The sequence below is a fragment of the Streptomyces sp. NPDC059008 genome (genome assembly GCF_042749045.1).
Lineage (GTDB): Bacteria > Actinomycetota > Actinomycetes > Streptomycetales > Streptomycetaceae > Streptomyces.
Map to the genome: position 1 here is coordinate 354431 of NZ_JBHYJC010000002.1, position 17686 is coordinate 372116.

Annotated in this window: 11 protein-coding genes; 7 read left to right on the forward strand and 4 right to left on the reverse strand. The window is 74.3% G+C overall.

All coding sequences use genetic code 11. The features are described from left to right. Positions 1 to 226: 226 nt before the first annotated feature. On the forward strand, positions 227 to 2707 hold the full coding sequence (gene pcrA / locus ACFWZH_RS04475; protein WP_384425220.1) for a DNA helicase PcrA: 2481 nt from the start codon (positions 227 to 229) through the stop codon (positions 2705 to 2707). A gap of 96 nt (positions 2708 to 2803) precedes the next feature. Here pcrA and ACFWZH_RS04480 read toward each other — a convergent pair whose 3' ends face one another. After that, complete coding sequence (locus ACFWZH_RS04480; protein WP_384425223.1) at positions 2804 to 4636, reverse strand: peptidoglycan DD-metalloendopeptidase family protein; 1833 nt, start codon at positions 4634 to 4636, stop codon at positions 2804 to 2806. 191 nt (positions 4637 to 4827) lie between these two features. Next, positions 4828 to 5709 carry an esterase/lipase family protein gene (locus tag ACFWZH_RS04485; RefSeq protein WP_384425226.1) on the reverse strand — a complete coding sequence of 294 codons (882 nt, stop codon included), beginning with the start codon at positions 5707 to 5709 and terminating at the stop codon, positions 4828 to 4830. A 375-nt stretch (positions 5710 to 6084) separates the two neighbouring features. Between ACFWZH_RS04485 and ACFWZH_RS04490 the strand changes: the two genes are divergently transcribed. Next, on the forward strand, positions 6085 to 6543 hold the full coding sequence (locus ACFWZH_RS04490; protein WP_384425228.1) for a cobalamin B12-binding domain-containing protein: 459 nt from the start codon (positions 6085 to 6087) through the stop codon (positions 6541 to 6543). A 53-nt stretch (positions 6544 to 6596) separates the two neighbouring features. Here ACFWZH_RS04490 and ACFWZH_RS04495 read toward each other — a convergent pair whose 3' ends face one another. Both ACFWZH_RS04495 and ACFWZH_RS04500 read right to left on the reverse strand, forming a co-directional pair. Further along, positions 6597 to 8372: a DUF5691 domain-containing protein gene (locus ACFWZH_RS04495; protein ID WP_384425230.1), complete on the reverse strand. Its 1776-nt coding sequence runs from the start codon at positions 8370 to 8372 to the stop codon at positions 6597 to 6599. A gap of 87 nt (positions 8373 to 8459) precedes the next feature. Continuing rightward, positions 8460 to 9833, reverse strand: coding sequence for an SWIM zinc finger family protein (locus ACFWZH_RS04500; RefSeq protein ID WP_384425233.1), 1374 nt, complete (start codon positions 9831 to 9833; stop codon positions 8460 to 8462). A gap of 179 nt (positions 9834 to 10012) precedes the next feature. On the opposite strand from ACFWZH_RS04500, the gene ACFWZH_RS04505 reads away from it, so the two are divergent. The 5 genes from ACFWZH_RS04505 to ACFWZH_RS04525 all read left to right on the forward strand — a co-directional run bounded on the left by ACFWZH_RS04505 (position 10013) and on the right by ACFWZH_RS04525 (position 17372). Further along, complete coding sequence (locus ACFWZH_RS04505) at positions 10013 to 11155, forward strand: AAA family ATPase (protein WP_384425237.1); 1143 nt, start codon at positions 10013 to 10015, stop codon at positions 11153 to 11155. Continuing rightward, positions 11152 to 13698, forward strand: a complete 2547-nt coding sequence (locus ACFWZH_RS04510; RefSeq protein WP_384425240.1) for a DUF5682 family protein — start codon at positions 11152 to 11154, stop codon at positions 13696 to 13698. The genes ACFWZH_RS04505 and ACFWZH_RS04510 overlap by 4 nt, the downstream gene beginning before the upstream one ends. Continuing rightward, a complete protein-coding gene (locus tag ACFWZH_RS04515) occupies positions 13695 to 14885 on the forward strand; it encodes a VWA domain-containing protein (protein ID WP_384425243.1) in 1191 nt (396 codons plus the stop codon). Before ACFWZH_RS04510 ends, ACFWZH_RS04515 begins: the two co-directional genes overlap by 4 nt. 134 nt (positions 14886 to 15019) lie before the next feature. After that, complete coding sequence (locus ACFWZH_RS04520; RefSeq protein WP_384425246.1) at positions 15020 to 15892, forward strand: hypothetical protein; 873 nt, start codon at positions 15020 to 15022, stop codon at positions 15890 to 15892. A gap of 94 nt (positions 15893 to 15986) precedes the next feature. Beyond that, positions 15987 to 17372 (forward strand): hypothetical protein, encoded by a 1386-nt coding sequence (locus ACFWZH_RS04525; RefSeq protein WP_384425249.1) that lies wholly within the window; start codon positions 15987 to 15989, stop codon positions 17370 to 17372. Positions 17373 to 17686: the final 314 nt, after the last annotated feature.

Here is a 17686-nt window from a genome sequence, read left to right on the forward strand (position 1 = left end):
CGAGGACGTTAGCCAATTCGTGTGGCTCCTGTGAAGGCTGATGTTCGATATGCCCGAAACCTTTTCGTGACCTGAACGCGCTGCGGGGGGTGTTGCGTCAGATGTCGGGTTCGGGTACGCCGCCGGCACCCGGCGGTTCCGCCTCCGACCGCCTGACCTGCCCCGGCGCGGACAATCCCGCACTCCCCGGCGCGCTGTCAGTGCGGCGGCCTAGACTCGGTGGGCGATGAGCAGCCTCTTTGACGACAGCTTTCTGGCGGACCTCGGCCCCAAGGGCGAGGAGGAGCACCCGCCGCCTCCCGAGGACGAGCACGAGCCGGTCCCCGAGGAGGTCCCCGCCGACCTCTTCGGCGGGAGGTTCGACGCGCCCGTGCACACCGAGGCGTACTACCGCGACGGCGCCGCCCGCCCGCCCGTCGATGCGGCCGCGCTGCTGGAGGGGCTCAACGACGAGCAGAAGGCCGCCGTGGTGCACGCCGGAGGCCCGCTGCTGATCGTCGCGGGCGCCGGCTCCGGCAAGACCAGGGTGCTCACCCACCGCATCGCGCATCTGCTCGCCGAGCGCCATGTCCACCCCGGCCAGATCCTCGCGATCACGTTCACGAACAAGGCCGCGGGCGAGATGAAGGAGCGCGTGGAGCAGTTGGTCGGCCCGCGCGCCAACGCCATGTGGGTCTCGACCTTCCACAGCGCCTGCGTGCGCATCCTGCGCCGCGAGTCCAAGAAGCTCGGCTTCACCTCCTCCTTCTCGATCTACGACGCGGCCGACTCCAAGCGCCTGATGGCGTTGGTCTGCCGCGATCTGGACCTGGACCCCAAGCGCTTCCCGCCCAAGTCCTTCAGCGCGAAGATCTCCAACCTCAAGAACGAGCTCATCGACGAGGAGACCTTCGCCCAGACGGCGGCCGACGGGTTCGAGAAGTCGCTGGCCGAGGCGTATGCGATGTATCAGGCGCGGCTGCGCGAGGCCAACGCCCTGGACTTCGACGACATCATCATGACGACGGTCCATCTGCTGCAGGCCTTCCCGGACGTCGCCGAGCACTACCGCCGCCGCTTCCGCCATGTGCTCGTCGACGAGTACCAGGACACCAACCACGCCCAGTACACCCTGGTGCGCGAGCTGGTCGGCAGGGGAACGGCCGACATCCGCGCCGCCGAACTGTGCGTCGTCGGTGACGCCGACCAGTCGATCTACGCCTTCCGCGGCGCCACGATCCGCAACATCCTCCAGTTCGAGGAGGACTACCCGGACGCCACGACGATCCTGCTGGAGCAGAACTACCGCTCCAGCCAGACGATCCTGTCCGCCGCCAACGCCGTCATCGAGCGCAACGAGAACCGCCGCCCCAAGAACCTCTGGACGGACGCCGGCGCCGGCCCCAAGATCACCGGCTATGTCGCCGACACCGAGCACGACGAGGCGCAGTTCGTCTCCGACGAGATAGACCGTCTCACCGACGCCGGCGACGCCAAGGCCGGCGACGTCGCCGTCTTCTACCGCACCAACGCCCAGTCCCGTGTCTTCGAAGAGATCTTCATCCGGGTCGGTCTGCCCTACAAGGTCGTCGGCGGGGTGCGTTTCTACGAGCGCAAGGAGGTCCGCGACGTCCTGGCGTATCTGCGGGTGCTCGCCAACCCCGAGGACACCGTCCCGCTGCGCCGCATCCTCAACGTCCCCAAGCGCGGCATCGGCGAGCGCGCCGAGGCGATGATCGACGCCCTGTCCTCACGCGAGAAGATCACCTTCCCGCAGGCGCTGCGCCGGGTCGACGAGGCGTACGGCATGGCGGCCCGCTCCGCCAACGCCGTCAAGCGCTTCAACGTCCTGATGGAGGAGCTGCGCACGATCGTCGAGTCCGGCGCCGGGCCCGCCACGATCCTGGAGGCCGTCCTGGAGCGCACCGGCTACCTCGCCGAGCTCCAGGCCTCCACCGACCCGCAGGACGAGACCCGGATCGAGAACCTCCAGGAACTCGCCGCCGTGGCCCTGGAATTCGAGCAGGACCGCGGAGAGGAGAATCCGGGCACCCTCGCCGACTTCCTGGAGCAGGTCGCGCTGGTCGCCGACTCCGACCAGATCCCGGACGAGGACGAGGAGGGCAGCGGCGTGATCACCCTCATGACGCTGCACACCGCGAAGGGCCTGGAGTTCCCGGTCGTCTTCCTGACCGGCATGGAGGACGGCGTCTTCCCGCACATGCGGGCGCTGGGCCAGACCAAGGAGCTGGAGGAGGAGCGCCGGCTGGCCTATGTCGGCATCACCCGCGCCCGCGAGCGGCTCTACGTCACCCGCTCGACGATGCGCAGCGCCTGGGGCCAGCCGTCGTACAACCCGCCCTCCCGGTTCCTGGAGGAGATCCCGGACGACCACGTGCAATGGCGGCGGACCGGTCCGGCGACGCCGTCGGCGTCCATGGGCGGCCTGACGTCGAGGAGCGGGGGCTCCGGCGGCTTCGGCGGGGGCGTCGGCGCCACGCTCTCGTCGGCCCGCGCCAAGGGTCCGAGCGGCTTCGCGACCCGGCGCACCAAGGACCGCGAGGTGGTCTCGCTGGCCGTCGGCGACCGCGTCACCCACGACAGCTTCGGGCTCGGCACGGTCGTCGGCGTCAAGGGCAGCGGCGACAACGCCGAGGCGACCATCGACTTCGGCGGCGAGAAGCCCAAGCGGCTGCTGCTGCGGTACGCGCCCGTCGAGAAGCTGTAGGCGGGCGGGACGGGGGCCGGCGCAGGACGGGGAGCGGCGCCGGCCCGACGCTGCGGGAACGGCACGCCCGACGTTGCAGGAACGGTACGCCGGGGGTCAGTTCGGGTCGAGCCCGTGGCTGCGCAGCCACGGCAGCGGGTCGATCGCCGAGCCCCCGCCGGGACGCACCTCGAAGTGCAGATGCGGTCCCGTCGAGTTGCCGGAGTTGCCCGAGTAGGCGATCTGGTCGCCGGCCTTGATCGATCCGGAGCGGATCTTGGTGCTGCTCAGATGGCAGTACCAGGTCTCCGTGCCGTCGGGCGAGGTCACGATCGCCATGTTCCCGTAGGCGGAGTTCCACTGGGTGCGGACGGTGCCGTCGGTGGCGGACAGGACCGGGGTGCCGTAGTCGACCGGGAAGTCGATGCCGGTGTGCACGGACATCCAGTTCACACCGGCCTGGCCGAAGAGCGCGCTCAGCCCGTGCTGGCTGACCGGCAGCACGAACTTGGGCCGCATCGCCTCCTTGCGGGCCGCCTCCTCCGCCTTGCGCTTGCGCTCCAGCGCCTGGCGCTCCTTGAGGTCGATCCGCTCCTGGGTGCGACTGGCGCGGTCGCGGAAGTCGTCGGCGCCGGCGCTGAGCCCGGCGAGCTGGGTGTCGAGCTTCTTGTTGGCCGCGGAGGGCTTCACGGCCCCCGGGTCGACCGCGGCCTGGGTGGTCGTCTCGTCCTTGTCGTCCCCGCCGATACCGGCGACGGACGCGGCCGCCACACCGCATACGCCCATGGCGGCGACGGACGGAACGGCGACGGTCAGCAGCGCCGACCGCTTGGCCGGACGCCGCCGGCCCCGGCCGCGAACGGCCTTGCCGGCCGGCGGTCCGGTGACCCGGCGGCCGGCCGGGGCGGGGTCCGCGGGGGTCACCGGCATCGCCTGCGTCATGGCGTCCGCCACGGCGGCGGCCTCGTCCGAGCGGGCGCCGCCGTCGTCGTCGATGCCGCCGTCGACGCCGGAGCCGGTCTCGTGCCGTTCGGCCGCCTCCCAAGTGGCGGTTTCCCACTGGTCGGTGTCGCCCGGCGGCGGGCCGGCCTGTGCGGGGATCCCGGCGATCAGTTCCTGGTCGGCCACCGGCCAGATCGCCGTGGCCTCATAGCTCTGGGTCTCGAAGCCCGAGGTGTCGAAGCCCGAGGTGTCGAAGGTCGCGGCCTCGAAGGCGGCGGTCTCCTCGACCGCGGTGGCCTGCCGGCCGATGGTGTCGTAGCCACCGGCCGTCTCATATGCACCTGTTGTCTCGTACGTCCCGGTCGACGTCCCGGTCGGATAACTGCCGGTGTCGTACGCGCCGGTGGCGTGGCCGCCGGTGTCGTATCCGCCGTGCCCGTAGGAGGTGGCGTCATAGGCGGCCGCCTCGTAGGCGCCGGACTCGTGGGGCGCGGAGGCGTAGGCGGCCGCGCCCGGTGCCAGGGTGTCGTACGCGGTGTGCGCATACGGGTCGTAGCCCGGGGCGGTGCCGGTCTCGTAGGCGCCGGTGTCCCACTGGGTCGAGGAGAAGCTGCCGGTGTCGTAGATGCCGGTGGCGTAGCCGCCGCCCGTGGCCGTCGGGTAGGCCCCCGTGTCGTACGCGCCGGTGTCGTAGCTGCCCGTGTCGTATGCGCCGGCGCCGTACGCGGAGGTGTCGTGGCTGCCGGTGTCGTAGGAACCGTTGCCGTGCGTCCCGGCGTCGTAGGCGACGGTGCCGTAGGCGCCGGTCGCATAGGAGCCGGTGTCGTACGCCCCGGCGTCGTAGGAGCCGGGGAGCGAGCCGAAGAGGGGGTCGCCGTCGCCGTAACCGGCGCTGCCGGTCCCGGAGTGCTGCTGCCCGTAGGCGTCGTAGGCGGGATAGTGCGCATACGAGGCGTCGGAAGCGGAGCCGGTCGGAAGCGGGCCTTCCGATGGGTGACGGTCGTTCACCAACTTCTCTTTCGCCTCGGCAGCAGGAGAATTAGCGGCGACTGTACCCGGCGGTACGCGACGGCGACAATCTTCCACGGGAACCGGGCTCGGCAAGACCGGGCATTTGGCCGCCTTTCGGCAGCCCGCATGCGACTTCTTGGCGCCCCGTTCGACGGATGTTCGACTCCGTGTCATGTCAGGGGAGGCGGTCAGGCCACCGATACGGCCTCCGTGCCCCCCTCCCCGGCCGCCTCCGCGGAGCTCAGCGCCTCACGTACTCCGGCGGCGACGGCGCCGTTGACCGGGAGCGCGAGATGCCCGACGCCGAGGACGCGCACGTTCTGCGCGATCAGGTCCGGGTGATCGATCCTGGCTGTCGTGGCCGGCACCATCACCTGGTCCTCCTCGCTCCAGAAGGCCACCCACCGCGTCCGGCAGTGCGGGGCCGGAAGCGACAACTCCGCTATCACCTCGGAGTCGGGGCGCATCTGCCGGACGAGGGGGTGCGCCGACATCAGGGGTGCGACGCGGGTGCCGGAGTGCGGTGTGCCGAGCGTGACGAGCATGCGGACGCGGGCGTCGCCGCCGAGCCGCTGTACGTAGTACCGGGCGATGAGCCCGCCGAGGCTGTGGCCCACCAGGTCCACCCGGCGGTGGCCGGTCCGTACGCACACCTCCTCCACATGGCGGCCCAGCAGCTCGGCGGCCCGGCGCAGATCGCAGGTCAGCGGGGAGTAGTTGAGCGCCTCGACATGGCGCCAGCCGTGCCGCCGGAGCGAGCGGCGCAGCAGCACGAAGACCGAGCGGTTGTCGATGAAGCCGTGCAGCAGCAGGACGGGGGGACGGGCCCGGCCCTCCGTCGGCAGCAGTACGGGAGCATCGGCGGCGCCGGTGGGCCGGGGCAGCGGGCGCTCGCGCGGGATGCCGGTCGGATAGAGGAGGAGATGGCCGGCGAGGACCGCCAGCTCCACGACCGTGCTGCGGGCCAGCAGGCGCGCGGAGCGCACCGGGAGCAGACGCGCGCACCGCAGGGGTGCGCGCACGGCGCGCGCGATCAGAAGGGGTGTGCTGAGCAAGGGCAGGACCTGCATGGCCGACCTCCCGAACGGCATGCGGGAGGCGTCTTCGTCCCCCGTATGCCCTCGCGGGAAGCCGTGAGCTGCGAAGGCGAGCATGCGGCGTACTCGCCCTGATGTGCGCCCCGTGGCGCGGTGGCCCGGCTGCGGCTCCCCGGGCGCCCGGCCCGCGCGCACCGCACCACGTGGCCATGGCGTGACGACACACGGAACGCGGCGCGTAGCGAACGTGTCCCACGTGTGATTTCCCCCTCCCCGGATGTCACGAAACAGCTGGGTAAGCGATGCTGGAGATAACGTTCGTTCACGCTCGTGGCCGCCGGATCGCGGTCGCGCGATCGATTGTCGGCTCGGCGGCACCACAGTGCCGTGCATGGCTTGGAGGCAGTGATGAGTGTGGCTCGGCAGGACGGGGCGCAAGCGGGGAGCCAGGGCGTGGCAGGCAGGTCGGGGCCGATCCGCGTGGTGGTGGCCAAGCCGGGCCTGGACGGGCACGACCGGGGGGCCAAGGTCATCGCGCGGGCGCTGCGCGACGCCGGTATGGAGGTGATCTACACCGGGCTGCACCAGACCCCGGAGCAGATCGTCGACACCGCCATCCAGGAGGACGCCGACGCGATCGGGCTGTCCATCCTCTCCGGCGCGCACAACACCCTCTTCGCGAAGGTCATCGAACTCCTCCAGGAGCGCGACGCGGCGGACATCAAGGTCTTCGGCGGCGGCATCATCCCCGAGGCGGACATCCCCCCGCTCAAGGCGCAGGGCGTCGCGGAGATCTTCACCCCGGGCGCGACGACCGCCTCCATCGTGGAGTGGGTCAACGCCAACGTGCGCTCGCTGGCGGTCTGAGCCGCGACGCGGCGCAGCGGGAGGGCGGCGGCCGGCGGCCGGGGGGCGGACGATCACCGCGCGCCCCGGCTCTCGTCGCCCGGGGACGGCGGCGGGGCCAGCTCGGCACGCATCGTGGCGCGCAGCCGCAGCGTGCCGACCAGCCGCAAGAACGCCTCGGACCAGTAGCCGCCGGAGCCCGGCGAGGCGCCCTCCGGCTCGTCCGTGACCGCGGTGAGCATGTCGAGCCGGTCCGCCGCGGCCGGGTCCAGGCAGCGCTCGGCAAGGCCCATCACCCCGCTGAAGCTCCAGGGGTAGCTCCCCGCGTCCCGGGCGATGTCCAGGGCGTCGACGACGGCCCGGCCCAGCGGCTCGGCCCAGGGGACCGCGCACACGCCGAGCATCCGGAAGGCGTCCGACAGGCCGTGCGCGGCGATGAACTCCGCCACCCACCGGGCCCGTTCCTCCTCCGGCAGCACGGTCAGCAGCTTGGTCAGATCCCGTGACGAGCCGGCCGGGGCGACCTCGGCGGCCTGGGCCGGCGCGGCCGGCGCGCCCAGCAGCGCCCGCGCCCACTTAGCGTCGCGCTGGCGCACGGCGGCGCGGCACCAGGCGTCGTGCAGCTCGGTCCGCCAGTCGTCGGCCACCGGGAGCGCGACGATCGCCACCGGGTCGCGGCCCTCGAACCGCGCCCGCCAGCCCTCCAGCGGCGTCGCCTCCACCAACTGGCCCAGCCACCAGGCCCGTTCGCCCCGCCCCGAGGGCGGCGTGGGCGCGACGCCGTCCCGCAGCATGCCCGCATCGCACTCGTGCGGCGCCTCGACGGCGATCACCGCCGCGCCGGCCGTACGGTCCAGTCCGACGCAGGTACGGGCGCGCCGCGCCATACGGGCCGCGAGCGCGGAACCGGGCAGCGCGGAGAGCAGCTCGGCGGCCGTGGCGCGCACATTGCGGCTGCGGTCGGACAGCGCCCCTTCCAGGAAGGGCTCGTCGGGCGCCGACAGGCCCTCGCGCAGCGAGTCGAGGAACATCAGCCGGTCCTCCGCCCGCTCCGTCGCCCACGTCGTGCGCAGCAGCTCCAGGCCCTCCCGCGGGTCGCGGCGGCGCAGCGCCGTCAGCAGGGCCACCCGCTCGGCAAACAGGCCCTCCTCCCAGCGCCGCCGCACGCTCTCGGCGTCGTCGTCCCCCCTCAGCGCGGCCGCGCCCCCGCTCCCGCGGAGCGCGAACCGCCAGGCGTCGTTGAGCCGCGCCAGCCACAGGGCGCGCGGTCCCGCCAGGGCGAGCGCGGCGGGCCGCAGGTCCGTACGGGCCCGGGCGGCGTCGAGCAGCGCGGGCAGCAGCGCGTCGGGGGCGCGGTAGCCGTAGCCGTCGGCGGCGGCCAGCCACTGGGGCAGCAGCTCGGTGAGATCGGGCGCCGTGCCGCGGCGGCTGCCGCCCCCGCCCCCGCCGCCGCGGTCCGCGAGCAGCAGCGACAGCCTGCGGCGCGCGGCGGGCGGCAGCGGGGGCCGCGGATCGGCCGGGGCCGGGGCGGGCCGCTCACCGGCCGGTGCGGGGCGCAGCGCGGCGCGCCGGCGCACCGTGCTCACCGCGGCCGCGTCCAGCAGCGCGGCCGCGGCACTCTGCCCGGCCCGCACCGCCACCGGCGGCCGGCGCCGCTCGGTCCCGAGCAGCGCCGCACTGACCAGATCGGGCCAGGGAGCCGGGGCGGTCGCGGTGGGCACAGGGGCCGAGGGCCGGGCGGCCGCGGCGGACGCGGCGGGCGGGTCGGAGCCGACGGCCGTGACGGCGGTGTCAGGGCTGGTGGTCGTGTCAGGGCTGGTGGTGGCGTCAGGGCTGGTGGTGGTCGTCATGCCCTTCCTCCAGGCATCGGTGGTGGATGGGGGGTACGGACGGACTGGTGCCACAACGGGCGCGGCCGGCGCGGCCGCGGGGCGGCGTCACAGGGCCACCGGGGTCGGGTCCCAGGCCGTCAGCGGCAGAAAGCCGCGGTGGCCGCACTCGCCGAAGACCGTGAGCGGCGCACCGCCCGATATGGCGGTCAGCTGCCACAGGCCCGTACGGCCGAGGCAGCGCGGGTCCAGCGGGAGCGCCGACTCCCCGTCCGCGTCGGCCAGTTGCCAACCCTCGCCGTCACGGCCCGGAACCGGCGTGACATCGGCGAGCACCACCGGCCAGGAATCCAGCCACGGGTCGTCGCGCAGCGCGTCGCCGTACGCGGCCAGGGCGGCGTCGACGCCGCAGCCCGGCGGCACCGGCCCCGGCGCCGCCGGGGCGTGCCGCTCGCCCAGGGCGGCGCGCAGCGGACGGGCGCCCGGGTAGTAGGACAGGTCCGCGTCGAGCACCAGGCCGGGCGGCAGGGTCACCTCCAGGGGCCGGCCCGCACCGCCGAAGGACAGATGCAGCGCCATCCGGCCGGTCCGCTCGCCCCGTAGATAGATGCGGCGGGTGGTCAACGCGCCGTCCTCCCCGTCCTGCTGGGCGAGCACCAGCCAGCGGTCCCGTACCGTCGTCGCCTCCGGGTCGGTCAGCACCTGGGCCGCCTCCGTGGTCAGCCCGACGCGCGCACGGACCGTCGCCGCGAGCGGCGCGGGCAGCCGCTCGATGCCGAGGAACCCCTGGTCCAGGAGGTGCACCAGCGCGCACTCCTCCAGCAGCCAGGCCGGCCAGCCGGGGCCGGACCCGGTCAGCGACCCCAACTCACGTACCCGCGCGGCGAGTCCGGGCGCCTGGGCGTCGACCATGCGCGCGGCGGTCTCGTCCCAGGACCCTCCCCCTGGGCCCGAGGCGCCCCCGCCGGCGGAGGCCAGACCGGACTGCACAAGATCCTCCAGGCGCTGCTCCAACTCCGTGGCGCCCGCGGCGATCCGCCGCATCCGGCGCTCCGCCCGCCGCCCGGCGGCCTCCGCGTCGGCGGGCGCCCGCGACGCCGCGCCACCGCCCGACGGCGCCCCCTCCGCCCGCCCGGCACGCTCGCGGCGGCCGGCCAGCCACTCCTGCGCCCACTGCGGCGGCTCCCCGGCCGTCACCACCCCCTCCTCGCCCGCCCAGAGCAGCAGCAACCCCAGCGCGTGCTTGCACGGAAACTTCCGGCTCGGGCAACTGCACCTGAAGGCAGGGCCCTCGATGTCCACGGCCGCTTGGTAGGGGTGCTTTCCGCTGCCCTCGCACAGCCCCCACACCGCACCCCCGTCCGTGCCCGTCTCCGACCACGGACCGGCCGCCGCGAGCCTGCCGCCGGCCCTGCCCGATGCCTCGTCAGGCGCCAGCGCGAGCACCTGATCCGTCGTCCAGCGTTCCCCCTGCGGATTCATGTCTCCGACGCTACGACGCACCACTGACAATCGCCGCAGAGCGCGCTGAGAAGGCGATGAACGTGCAGGTCAGAGGCTACTTTCGAGGTCGTTGTCAGTGGCGTGGTGCAGGGTTGTTCACGCAAGCGGCCGGCGGGGTTTCGCGGTGTCGGCCGCAGTCCTTGCGACGAGGGGGAGCCATGTCCGAGACCACCATCGACACACCTGACGACCCGACCGCCCCCGCGCCGGCAGCCGGCGGCGCGCAAGCGCTCCGGCCGCACGCGGAGGACACCTTCGCCGAGGAGCTGACGGCCCTCGCGGCCGCCGACGACCGGCCGCGGCCGGCGCGTTGGCGACTCTCGCCCTGGGCGGTGGCGACGTACCTGCTCGGCGGCACACTCGCCGACGGCACGGTCATCACGCCCAAATACGTCGGCCCGCGCCGGATCGTCGAGGTCGCCGTGACGACCCTGGCCACCGACCGCGCACTGCTGCTGCTCGGTGTGCCCGGCACCGCCAAGACCTGGGTCTCCGAGCATCTGGCGGCGGCGATCAGCGGCGACTCCACCCTGCTGGTGCAGGGCACCGCCGGCACTCCCGAAGAGGCGATCCGCTACGGCTGGAACTACGCCCGGCTGCTCGCCGACGGCCCCAGCCGCCGGGCACTGGTGCCCAGCCCGGTGATGCGCGCGATGGCGCAGGGCATGACGGCCCGGGTCGAGGAGCTGACCCGCATCCCCGCCGACGTCCAGGACACGCTCATCACGATCCTGTCGGAGAAGACCCTGCCCATCGCGGAGTTGGGCGAGGAGGTGCAGGCCGTCCGCGGGTTCAACCTGATCGCCACGGCCAACGACCGCGACCGCGGCGTCAACGAACTCTCCAGCGCGCTGCGCCGCCGCTTCAACACCGTCGTGCTGCCGCTGCCCGCCACATCGGACGAGGAGGTGGACATCGTCTCGCGCCGGGTCGGACAGATCGGACGCTCGCTGGAGCTGCCCGCCGCACCCGAAGGCATGGACGAGATCCGCCGGGTCGTCACGGTCTTCCGCGAACTGCGCGACGGCCTCACCACCGACGGCCGCACCAAACTCAAGTCGCCGTCCGGCACGCTCTCCACGGCCGAGGCCATCTCGGTGGTGACGAACGGCCTCGCCCTGGCCACGCACTTCGGGGACGGCGTACTGCGCGCCGGGGACGTGGCCGCGGGCATCCTGGGCGCCGTGGTCCGCGATCCGGCCGCCGACCGCGTCGTATGGCAGGAGTATCTGGAGACCGTGGTGCGCGAGCGCGACGGCTGGAAGGACTTCTACCGCGCCTGCCGCGAGGTGGGCGCATGAGCGAGCGCGGCGGGCGGCCGGGCGGCGCAGGCGGACCGGTGCTGCTCGGAGTGCGGCACCACGGCCCCGGATCCGCGCGGGCGGTGCGGGCCGCCCTGGAGCAGTGCACCCCCGCCGCCGTCCTGATCGAGGGCCCGCCGGAGGCGGACGCGCTGGTGCCGCTGGCCGCGCACGAGGACATGCGGCCGCCGGTCGCGCTGCTGGCCCATGCGCTGGACGACCCCGGCCGCGCGGCGTTCTGGCCGCTGGCCGAGTTCTCCCCCGAGTGGGTGGCGATGCGCTGGGCGCTGGAGCGCGGCGTCCCCGTCCGCTTCATCGACCTGCCGGCGGCGCACTCCCTGGCCGGCGACGAAGGGGACGGCGGTGCCCGGCCCGATGCCGACGAGGCGGACGGCGCCGCCGACGTACGGGTCGATCCGATCCGGGTGCTGGCCGAGGCCGCCGGCTACGACGACCCCGAGCGCTGGTGGGAGGACGTCGTCGAGCACCGCCGGGACGGCACGGGTCCCGACGCGGACGCGCTCGCCCCGTTCGCGGCGGTGGCCGAGGCGATGGCGGCCCTGCGCGAGACGTACGGCGACGACGGGCACCCCTGCGCTCCCGGCTCCGCCGCGGCGGATGTCCCGAGCGAGGACGGAGCCCCTCGCTCGGCGGGCTCCTCCACCGACCTGGTGCGCGAGGCCCATATGCGGCTCCGGTTGCGGGCCGCGCGCCGGGAGTTCGGCGACGACCTCGCCGTGGTGTGCGGGGCCTGGCACGTACCGGCGCTGGCGCGGCGCACCACCATGGCCGCCGACCGCCGGCTGCTCAAGGGCCTGCCGAAGGTGAAGACGGCGGTGACCTGGGTGCCATGGACGCACCGCCGGCTCTCCCGCCGCAGCGGCTACGGCGCCGGCATCGCCTCCCCCGGCTGGTACGGCCATCTCTTCGGCGCCCCCGACCGCCCCGTCGAACGCTGGCTGACCAGGGTCGCCGGGCTGCTGCGCGAGGAGGACTACGCCGTCTCGTCGGCGCATGTCATCGAAGCGGTCCGGCTGGCCGAGGCACTGGCCACGGTCCGCGGCCGCCCCCTGGCCGGACTGACCGAGCTGGACGACGCCGTCCGGGCCGTCATGGGCGACGGCACCGACGCACCGTCCCTGCTGATCCACGACCGGCTGGTGGTCGGCGAGGTGCTGGGCGAGGTCCCCGAGGACGCCCCCGCGGTGCCGCTGCAGCGGGACCTCGCCCGCAGCCAGCGGGCCCTGCGCCTCAAACCGGAGGCCCTGGAACGGGAGGTGGAGCTGGACCTGCGCAAGGAGACCGACGCCGGACGCAGCCGCCTGCTGCACCGGCTGCGGCTGCTCGGCATCCCCTGGGGCGAGCCCGCCCGCTCCCGCGGCAGCACCGGCACCTTCCGCGAGACCTGGCGGCTGCGCTGGGCACCGGAGCTGGCGGTGCGGGTCGCGGAGGCCGGCATGTGGGGCACGACCGTGCACGCCGCGGCCACCGCCAAGGCCGCTTCCGAGGCGTCCGGGGCGGCCACCCTCGCCGAGGTGACCGCGCTCGCCGAGCGCTGTCTGCTCGCCCGGCTCCCCGACGCCCTGCCGGTGGTGATGCGCGCGCTGGCGGACCGCGCGGCGCTCGATGCGGACGTCGGTCATCTCGCGCAGGCGCTGCCCGCGCTCGTACGGTCCGTGCGCTACGGCGATGTGCGCGGAACGGACGCCGCGGCGCTCCGCGAGGTGGCGACGGGCCTGGCCGAGCGCGTCTTCGTCGGACTGCCGCCGTCCTGCCTGGGCCTGGACGCGGACGGCGCCGCCGAGATGCGCGGCCATCTCGACGCCACGCACCACGCCGTCGGCCTCCTCGCCCCGCCCCCGACACAGCCCGGTGGCCTGCGGGCACGCTGGGCCCAGGTGCTGCGCACGGTCAGCGAACGGGACGCCGTAGCCGGGGTGATCCGCGGCCGGGCCACCCGGCTCCTGCTGGACGACGGCGAGTTGGGAGACGGGGGAGCCGAGCGGCTGATGGGGCTCGCCCTGTCACCGGGCACCGCACCCGCCGACGCCGCCGGCTGGATCGAGGGGTTCGCCGGTGGCGGCGCGGGCGGGGACGGCGGCATGCTGCTGGCCCATGACGAACGGCTGCTGGCACTGGTCGACGGCTGGCTGACGGGCGTGCCGGACGCCGCGTTCCCGGACGTACTGCCGCTGCTGCGCCGGACCTTCGCCGAGTACGACACCGGTGTGCGGCGCACGCTCGGCGAACTGATCCGCCGCGGCCCCACGACCGCCGCCGGCGGGCCCGCCGGCGACGCCGTGGCCGCGCCCGGCTTCGGCCCCGGCCTGGACCGCGACCGCGCCGCGGCCGTACTCCCCACGCTGCGCCTGCTGCTGGGGTTCCGACAGCGCGGCTTCGACGACGACCGGCCGGACGACCGGCCGGACGGGCAACCGGAGGGCCGGTCGAACAGACGGGCGGACAGGCGAGCGGACAGACGAGCGGAGAGGCGCACGGATCGGACCGGAACGCACGAAAACCTTACGGGGGTGGCGAGTTGAGCGAGATCGCAACGGGCCGTGAGCCCACCGCCGAGCGCCTGCGCCGCTGGCGGCTGGTCCTGGGCGACGGCGGCGCGGACGGTACGGGGTACGAGCTGCGCGGGCGCGATGCCGCCATGGACGGGGCGCTGGCCTCGCTCTACGGCCGGCAGCCGGGCGACGGGGGCAAGAGCGCCGACGGCGGGCGGCGCTCGGCCGGGCTGGGGGCCTCGGCGCCCGACGTCGCGCGCTGGCTCGGCGACATCCGGACGTACTTCCCCTCCTCGGTGGTGCAGGTGATGCAGCGTGACGCCATCGACCGGCTGGGGCTGTCAGCGCTGCTGCTGGAGCCGGAGATGCTGCAGGCCGTCGAGGCCGACGTGCATCTGGTGGGCACCCTGCTCTCGCTCAACAAGGTCATGCCCGAGACGACGAAGCAGACCGCACGGACCGTCGTCCGCAAGGTCGTCGAGCAGTTGGAGAAGAAGCTCGCGACCCGCACCCGCGCCACCCTCACCGGCGCGCTGGACCGCTCCGCACGGATCAGCCGGCCCCGCCACCGGGACATCGACTGGGACCGCACGATCCGGGCGAACCTCAAGAACTACCTCCCGGAGCACCGCACGGTCGTCCCCGAGCGGCTGATCGGCTACGGCCGGGCCGCCCGGTCGGTGAAGAAGGACGTGGTGCTCTGCATCGACCAGTCCGGTTCGATGGCCGCCTCGGTCGTCTACGCCTCGGTTTTCGGCGCGGTGCTGGCCTCCATGCGCGCCCTCGACACCCGGCTGGTCGTCTTCGACACCGCGGTGGTGGATCTGACGGACCAGCTGGACGACCCGGTCGACGTGCTCTTCGGCACCCGGCTCGGCGGCGGCACGGACATCAACCGCGCCCTCGCCTACTGCCAGTCCCGGATCACCCGCCCCGCCGAGACCGTCGTCGTCCTCATCAGCGACCTGTACGAGGGTGGAATCCGCAACGAGATGCTGGGGCGCATCGCCGCGATGAAGGCGTCGGGTGTGCAGTTCGTGACCCTGCTCGCACTGTCCGACGAGGGCGCCCCCGCCTACGACCGGGAGCATGCCGCGGCCCTCGCGGCCCTGGGCGCACCGGCGTTCGCCTGTACGCCGGACCTGTTTCCGGACGTGATGGCGGCCGCGCTGGAGAAGCGGCCGCTGCCCATACCGGACATGGCGGAGCAACGGTGACCGATGCACCGGGAGGACTTGCGTGGCACCTGGCTCCTCGTGCAAGGATCAGGGCATCGCTCGATCGCCCGCGACGCGCGTGACATCGAGGCCGTGTGCCCGGATGTCCCCGTCCGTATGGGAAGGTCCCCTCCTTGTCTGCTGTGTTCGCCCTGCCTGCCGCCGTGCGCCTGCCGCGCACGGTCGCCGCGCGGCGCGCACTGCTGGCCGGGCTCTTCCTGGTGGGCTTCGTCGCCCTCGGCTTCGTCTTCGGTCCCGGCGCCCACGCCGACGACCGCACGAGCGCACCGGCCCTGACCGGGGAGGCTTCCCCGGCCCCGGCCGAGGCGTCCCTCCCGGACCGGGCCGCCACCCGGACCGGGTCGGCCGACCGGCTGTCCGGCTCCACGACCGCACTCGAGCGGCAGGGCCAGGCAAGCCGGGAAGAGCTCGCCGACGGTACGCACGACGCGTCCGCCGCGGTGGCCGAGGCCGTAGAGCCCGCCGCCGAGCAGACCGCGCCGGTCACCGACCGGATCACCGAGCCGGTGAACCGGATCGTGCGGGAGGTCGGGGACTCGGCCGGTGCCGCGCTGCCCGTGAACCTCCCGGCCGGTGAGCACGCGAACCGTCCCGGCGACGGCGCGGACCAGCAGCACGGCCGTACGCCGCAGGGCGTGCACCCGTCCGGTCAGCCGCGGTGCTCCGCGCCGGCCGACGGTGACGCCTCGGCCCGGCTCGCGCACCTCTCCGACGGCCTGCACAAGCCGGCCGCCGAACAGCCCGTGACCGTCGTTCACGAGCAGCGGGACCCGGGCCACCAGGGCCTTCCGGGCCAGCTCCCGCAGGGCCAAGCGGCGCCGGCCTCGCACACCGCCGGTGACGGCCACGGCCCCCGTGGTGGGGACCAGCACGCCGCCACCCCGGCGGACTTCACGAGCCTCCGGCTGCTGCCGGGTGGCGTTCGCACGGCCGATGGCGCTCCGACGCGCATGCGGGCCGAAGAAATCCTCGAATTCCCGGGCTAGGGCAGACCGCTCCGCGTCTGTAACAGGACCTGCCGCGCGGGGGCGGGACAGGTCTGCCCTTAAACCCCTCCTGAATTCGAAGGACTTCATCTCCATGCGCTCGAACATCCGCCGTTCCATCGTCGTCGCCGCTGCCGCCACCGGTCTGTGGGCCCTGGGCTCCGTCGCCGCCAACGCCGCCGAGCTGCCCGCCGTCCCGGACCTGCCCGCCACCGGCACGGTGACCGACACCGCCGGCAAGACCGTCACGGACACCACCGGCACCGCCCAGAAGACGGCCGGCGACGTGGCCGGCAAGGCGACCGGCACCCTCGGCGGCGGTCTGCCGACCCAGGACCTGCCCACCGGCAAGCTCGGTGACGTCACCGGCGCCGTGGACGGCGTGCAGAAGCTGGCCGGTGGCGCGGACCTGCCGAAGACCGGCGCCGTGGACAAGGCCGCCGACCTCAAGCAGGCCAAGAAGGCCGCCAAGGCCGCCAAGAAGGCCGCGAAGAAGGCCGACCTCGGCAAGCTCGGCCGCCTCACGGACGGCCAGCTGCCCGCCGTTCCGTCGCTGCCCGCCACCCCGGGCGTCCCCTCCGCCGGCCTGCCCGAGGTGCCGCAGACCCCCGAGCTGCCCAAGACCCCCGAGCTGCCCAAGGCTCCCGGCTCCGCCGACAACCTGCTGGCCGCGCTCGCCGGTGCGGGTGTCCGCCCCGAGCAGCTGACGAAGCAGGCCCAGGGCGCGCTGGCCACCGCCCGCCCGGTCGTCGACAGCACGGCCGCCGACGTGCTGCCGCCCGTCGCCCAGCGGATCGTCGTCAAGGTCGTGCCGGTCGCCCAGGGTGCGGTCGGCGGCGCCGGTCGGCTCGCCGGTGACGCGGCCGCTCAGGCGACCCCGTTCGTGACCGTCGTCGGCGGCCAGGCGCAGCTGTTCGTGCAGGGCACCGCCGCCGACGCGGTGCCGTTCGCGAAGGGTGCGGCCACCGACGCGGTCGCCTTCGCGCAGGGCAAGGCCACCGACGCGGTGCCGTTCGCCCAGGGCAAGGCCGCCGGCGCCGTCGCGTTCGCCCAGGGTGCGGCGACCGACGCCACCCCGTTCGCGCAGGGCCTGACCGCCGTGGTCGTGACCGACGCGCAGAGCACCGCCACCGAGGCCGCCGCCGGTGTGCAGGGCCTGACCCCGGTCAAGTCCCTGCCCGCCGACGTGACCGACGCCGCCAACGTCCCGGCCGTGCCTGCCGTTCCGGCTGCGCCTGCCGTCCCGGCCGTGCCCGCCGACGTGTCGGACGTCGCCAACGTTCCGGCCGTGCCTGCCGTTCCGGCCGTGCCTGCCAACGTGTCGGACGTCGCCAACGTTCCGGCTGTGCCCGCCGTTCCGGCCGTGCCCGCCGACCTGACCGACGCCGTCGCCGTTCCGGCCGTGCCCGCCGACCTCGCCGACCTGACCAACGCCGCCAACGTCCCGGCGCTGCCGGTCCTCCCGGTCCAGGCCGTCTGACCCGTCGGCCGACCGGGCCGACACCACCGGCTCGTCGGCCGCGGCGGCGGCCGACGCCGGATCACCCATGAACAGCCGGGCGGACCTCTGTGGGGGAGGACCGCCCGGCTTTGGTGTTTGTCTGCCCGAGAGCGCGCCGACTGCCCGGCCGGGGTGGGGCGGGTGCCCTAGGGGGTGGTCGAACGCATCCTGTAGGGGAAGCGAGGGCCCCCTGTGAGGCCACAACGTGGTGGTGCGGGGCGGTATTCCCGTGTTCACCCGGTGCGCGGGCACGAGCCGCGAGCCACGAGCCGCGAGCCACGGGCGGATGACCC

What these genes read in the sequence shown, in the direction of transcription:
- pcrA (WP_384425220.1), top strand. Translation starts at nt 227, where the DNA reads ATGAGCAGCCTCTTTGACGACAGCTTTCTGGCGGACCTCGGCCCCAAG.
- ACFWZH_RS04485 (WP_384425226.1), bottom strand. Translation starts at nt 5,709, where the DNA reads ATGCAGGTCCTGCCCTTGCTCAGCACACCCCTTCTGATCGCGCGCGCC.
- ACFWZH_RS04490 (WP_384425228.1), top strand. Translation starts at nt 6,085, where the DNA reads ATGAGTGTGGCTCGGCAGGACGGGGCGCAAGCGGGGAGCCAGGGCGTG.
- ACFWZH_RS04495 (WP_384425230.1), bottom strand. Translation starts at nt 8,372, where the DNA reads ATGACGACCACCACCAGCCCTGACGCCACCACCAGCCCTGACACGACC.
- ACFWZH_RS04500 (WP_384425233.1), bottom strand. Translation starts at nt 9,833, where the DNA reads ATGAATCCGCAGGGGGAACGCTGGACGACGGATCAGGTGCTCGCGCTG.
- ACFWZH_RS04505 (WP_384425237.1), top strand. Translation starts at nt 10,013, where the DNA reads ATGTCCGAGACCACCATCGACACACCTGACGACCCGACCGCCCCCGCG.
- ACFWZH_RS04510 (WP_384425240.1), top strand. Translation starts at nt 11,152, where the DNA reads ATGAGCGAGCGCGGCGGGCGGCCGGGCGGCGCAGGCGGACCGGTGCTG.
- ACFWZH_RS04525 (WP_384425249.1), top strand. Translation starts at nt 15,987, where the DNA reads ATGCGCTCGAACATCCGCCGTTCCATCGTCGTCGCCGCTGCCGCCACC.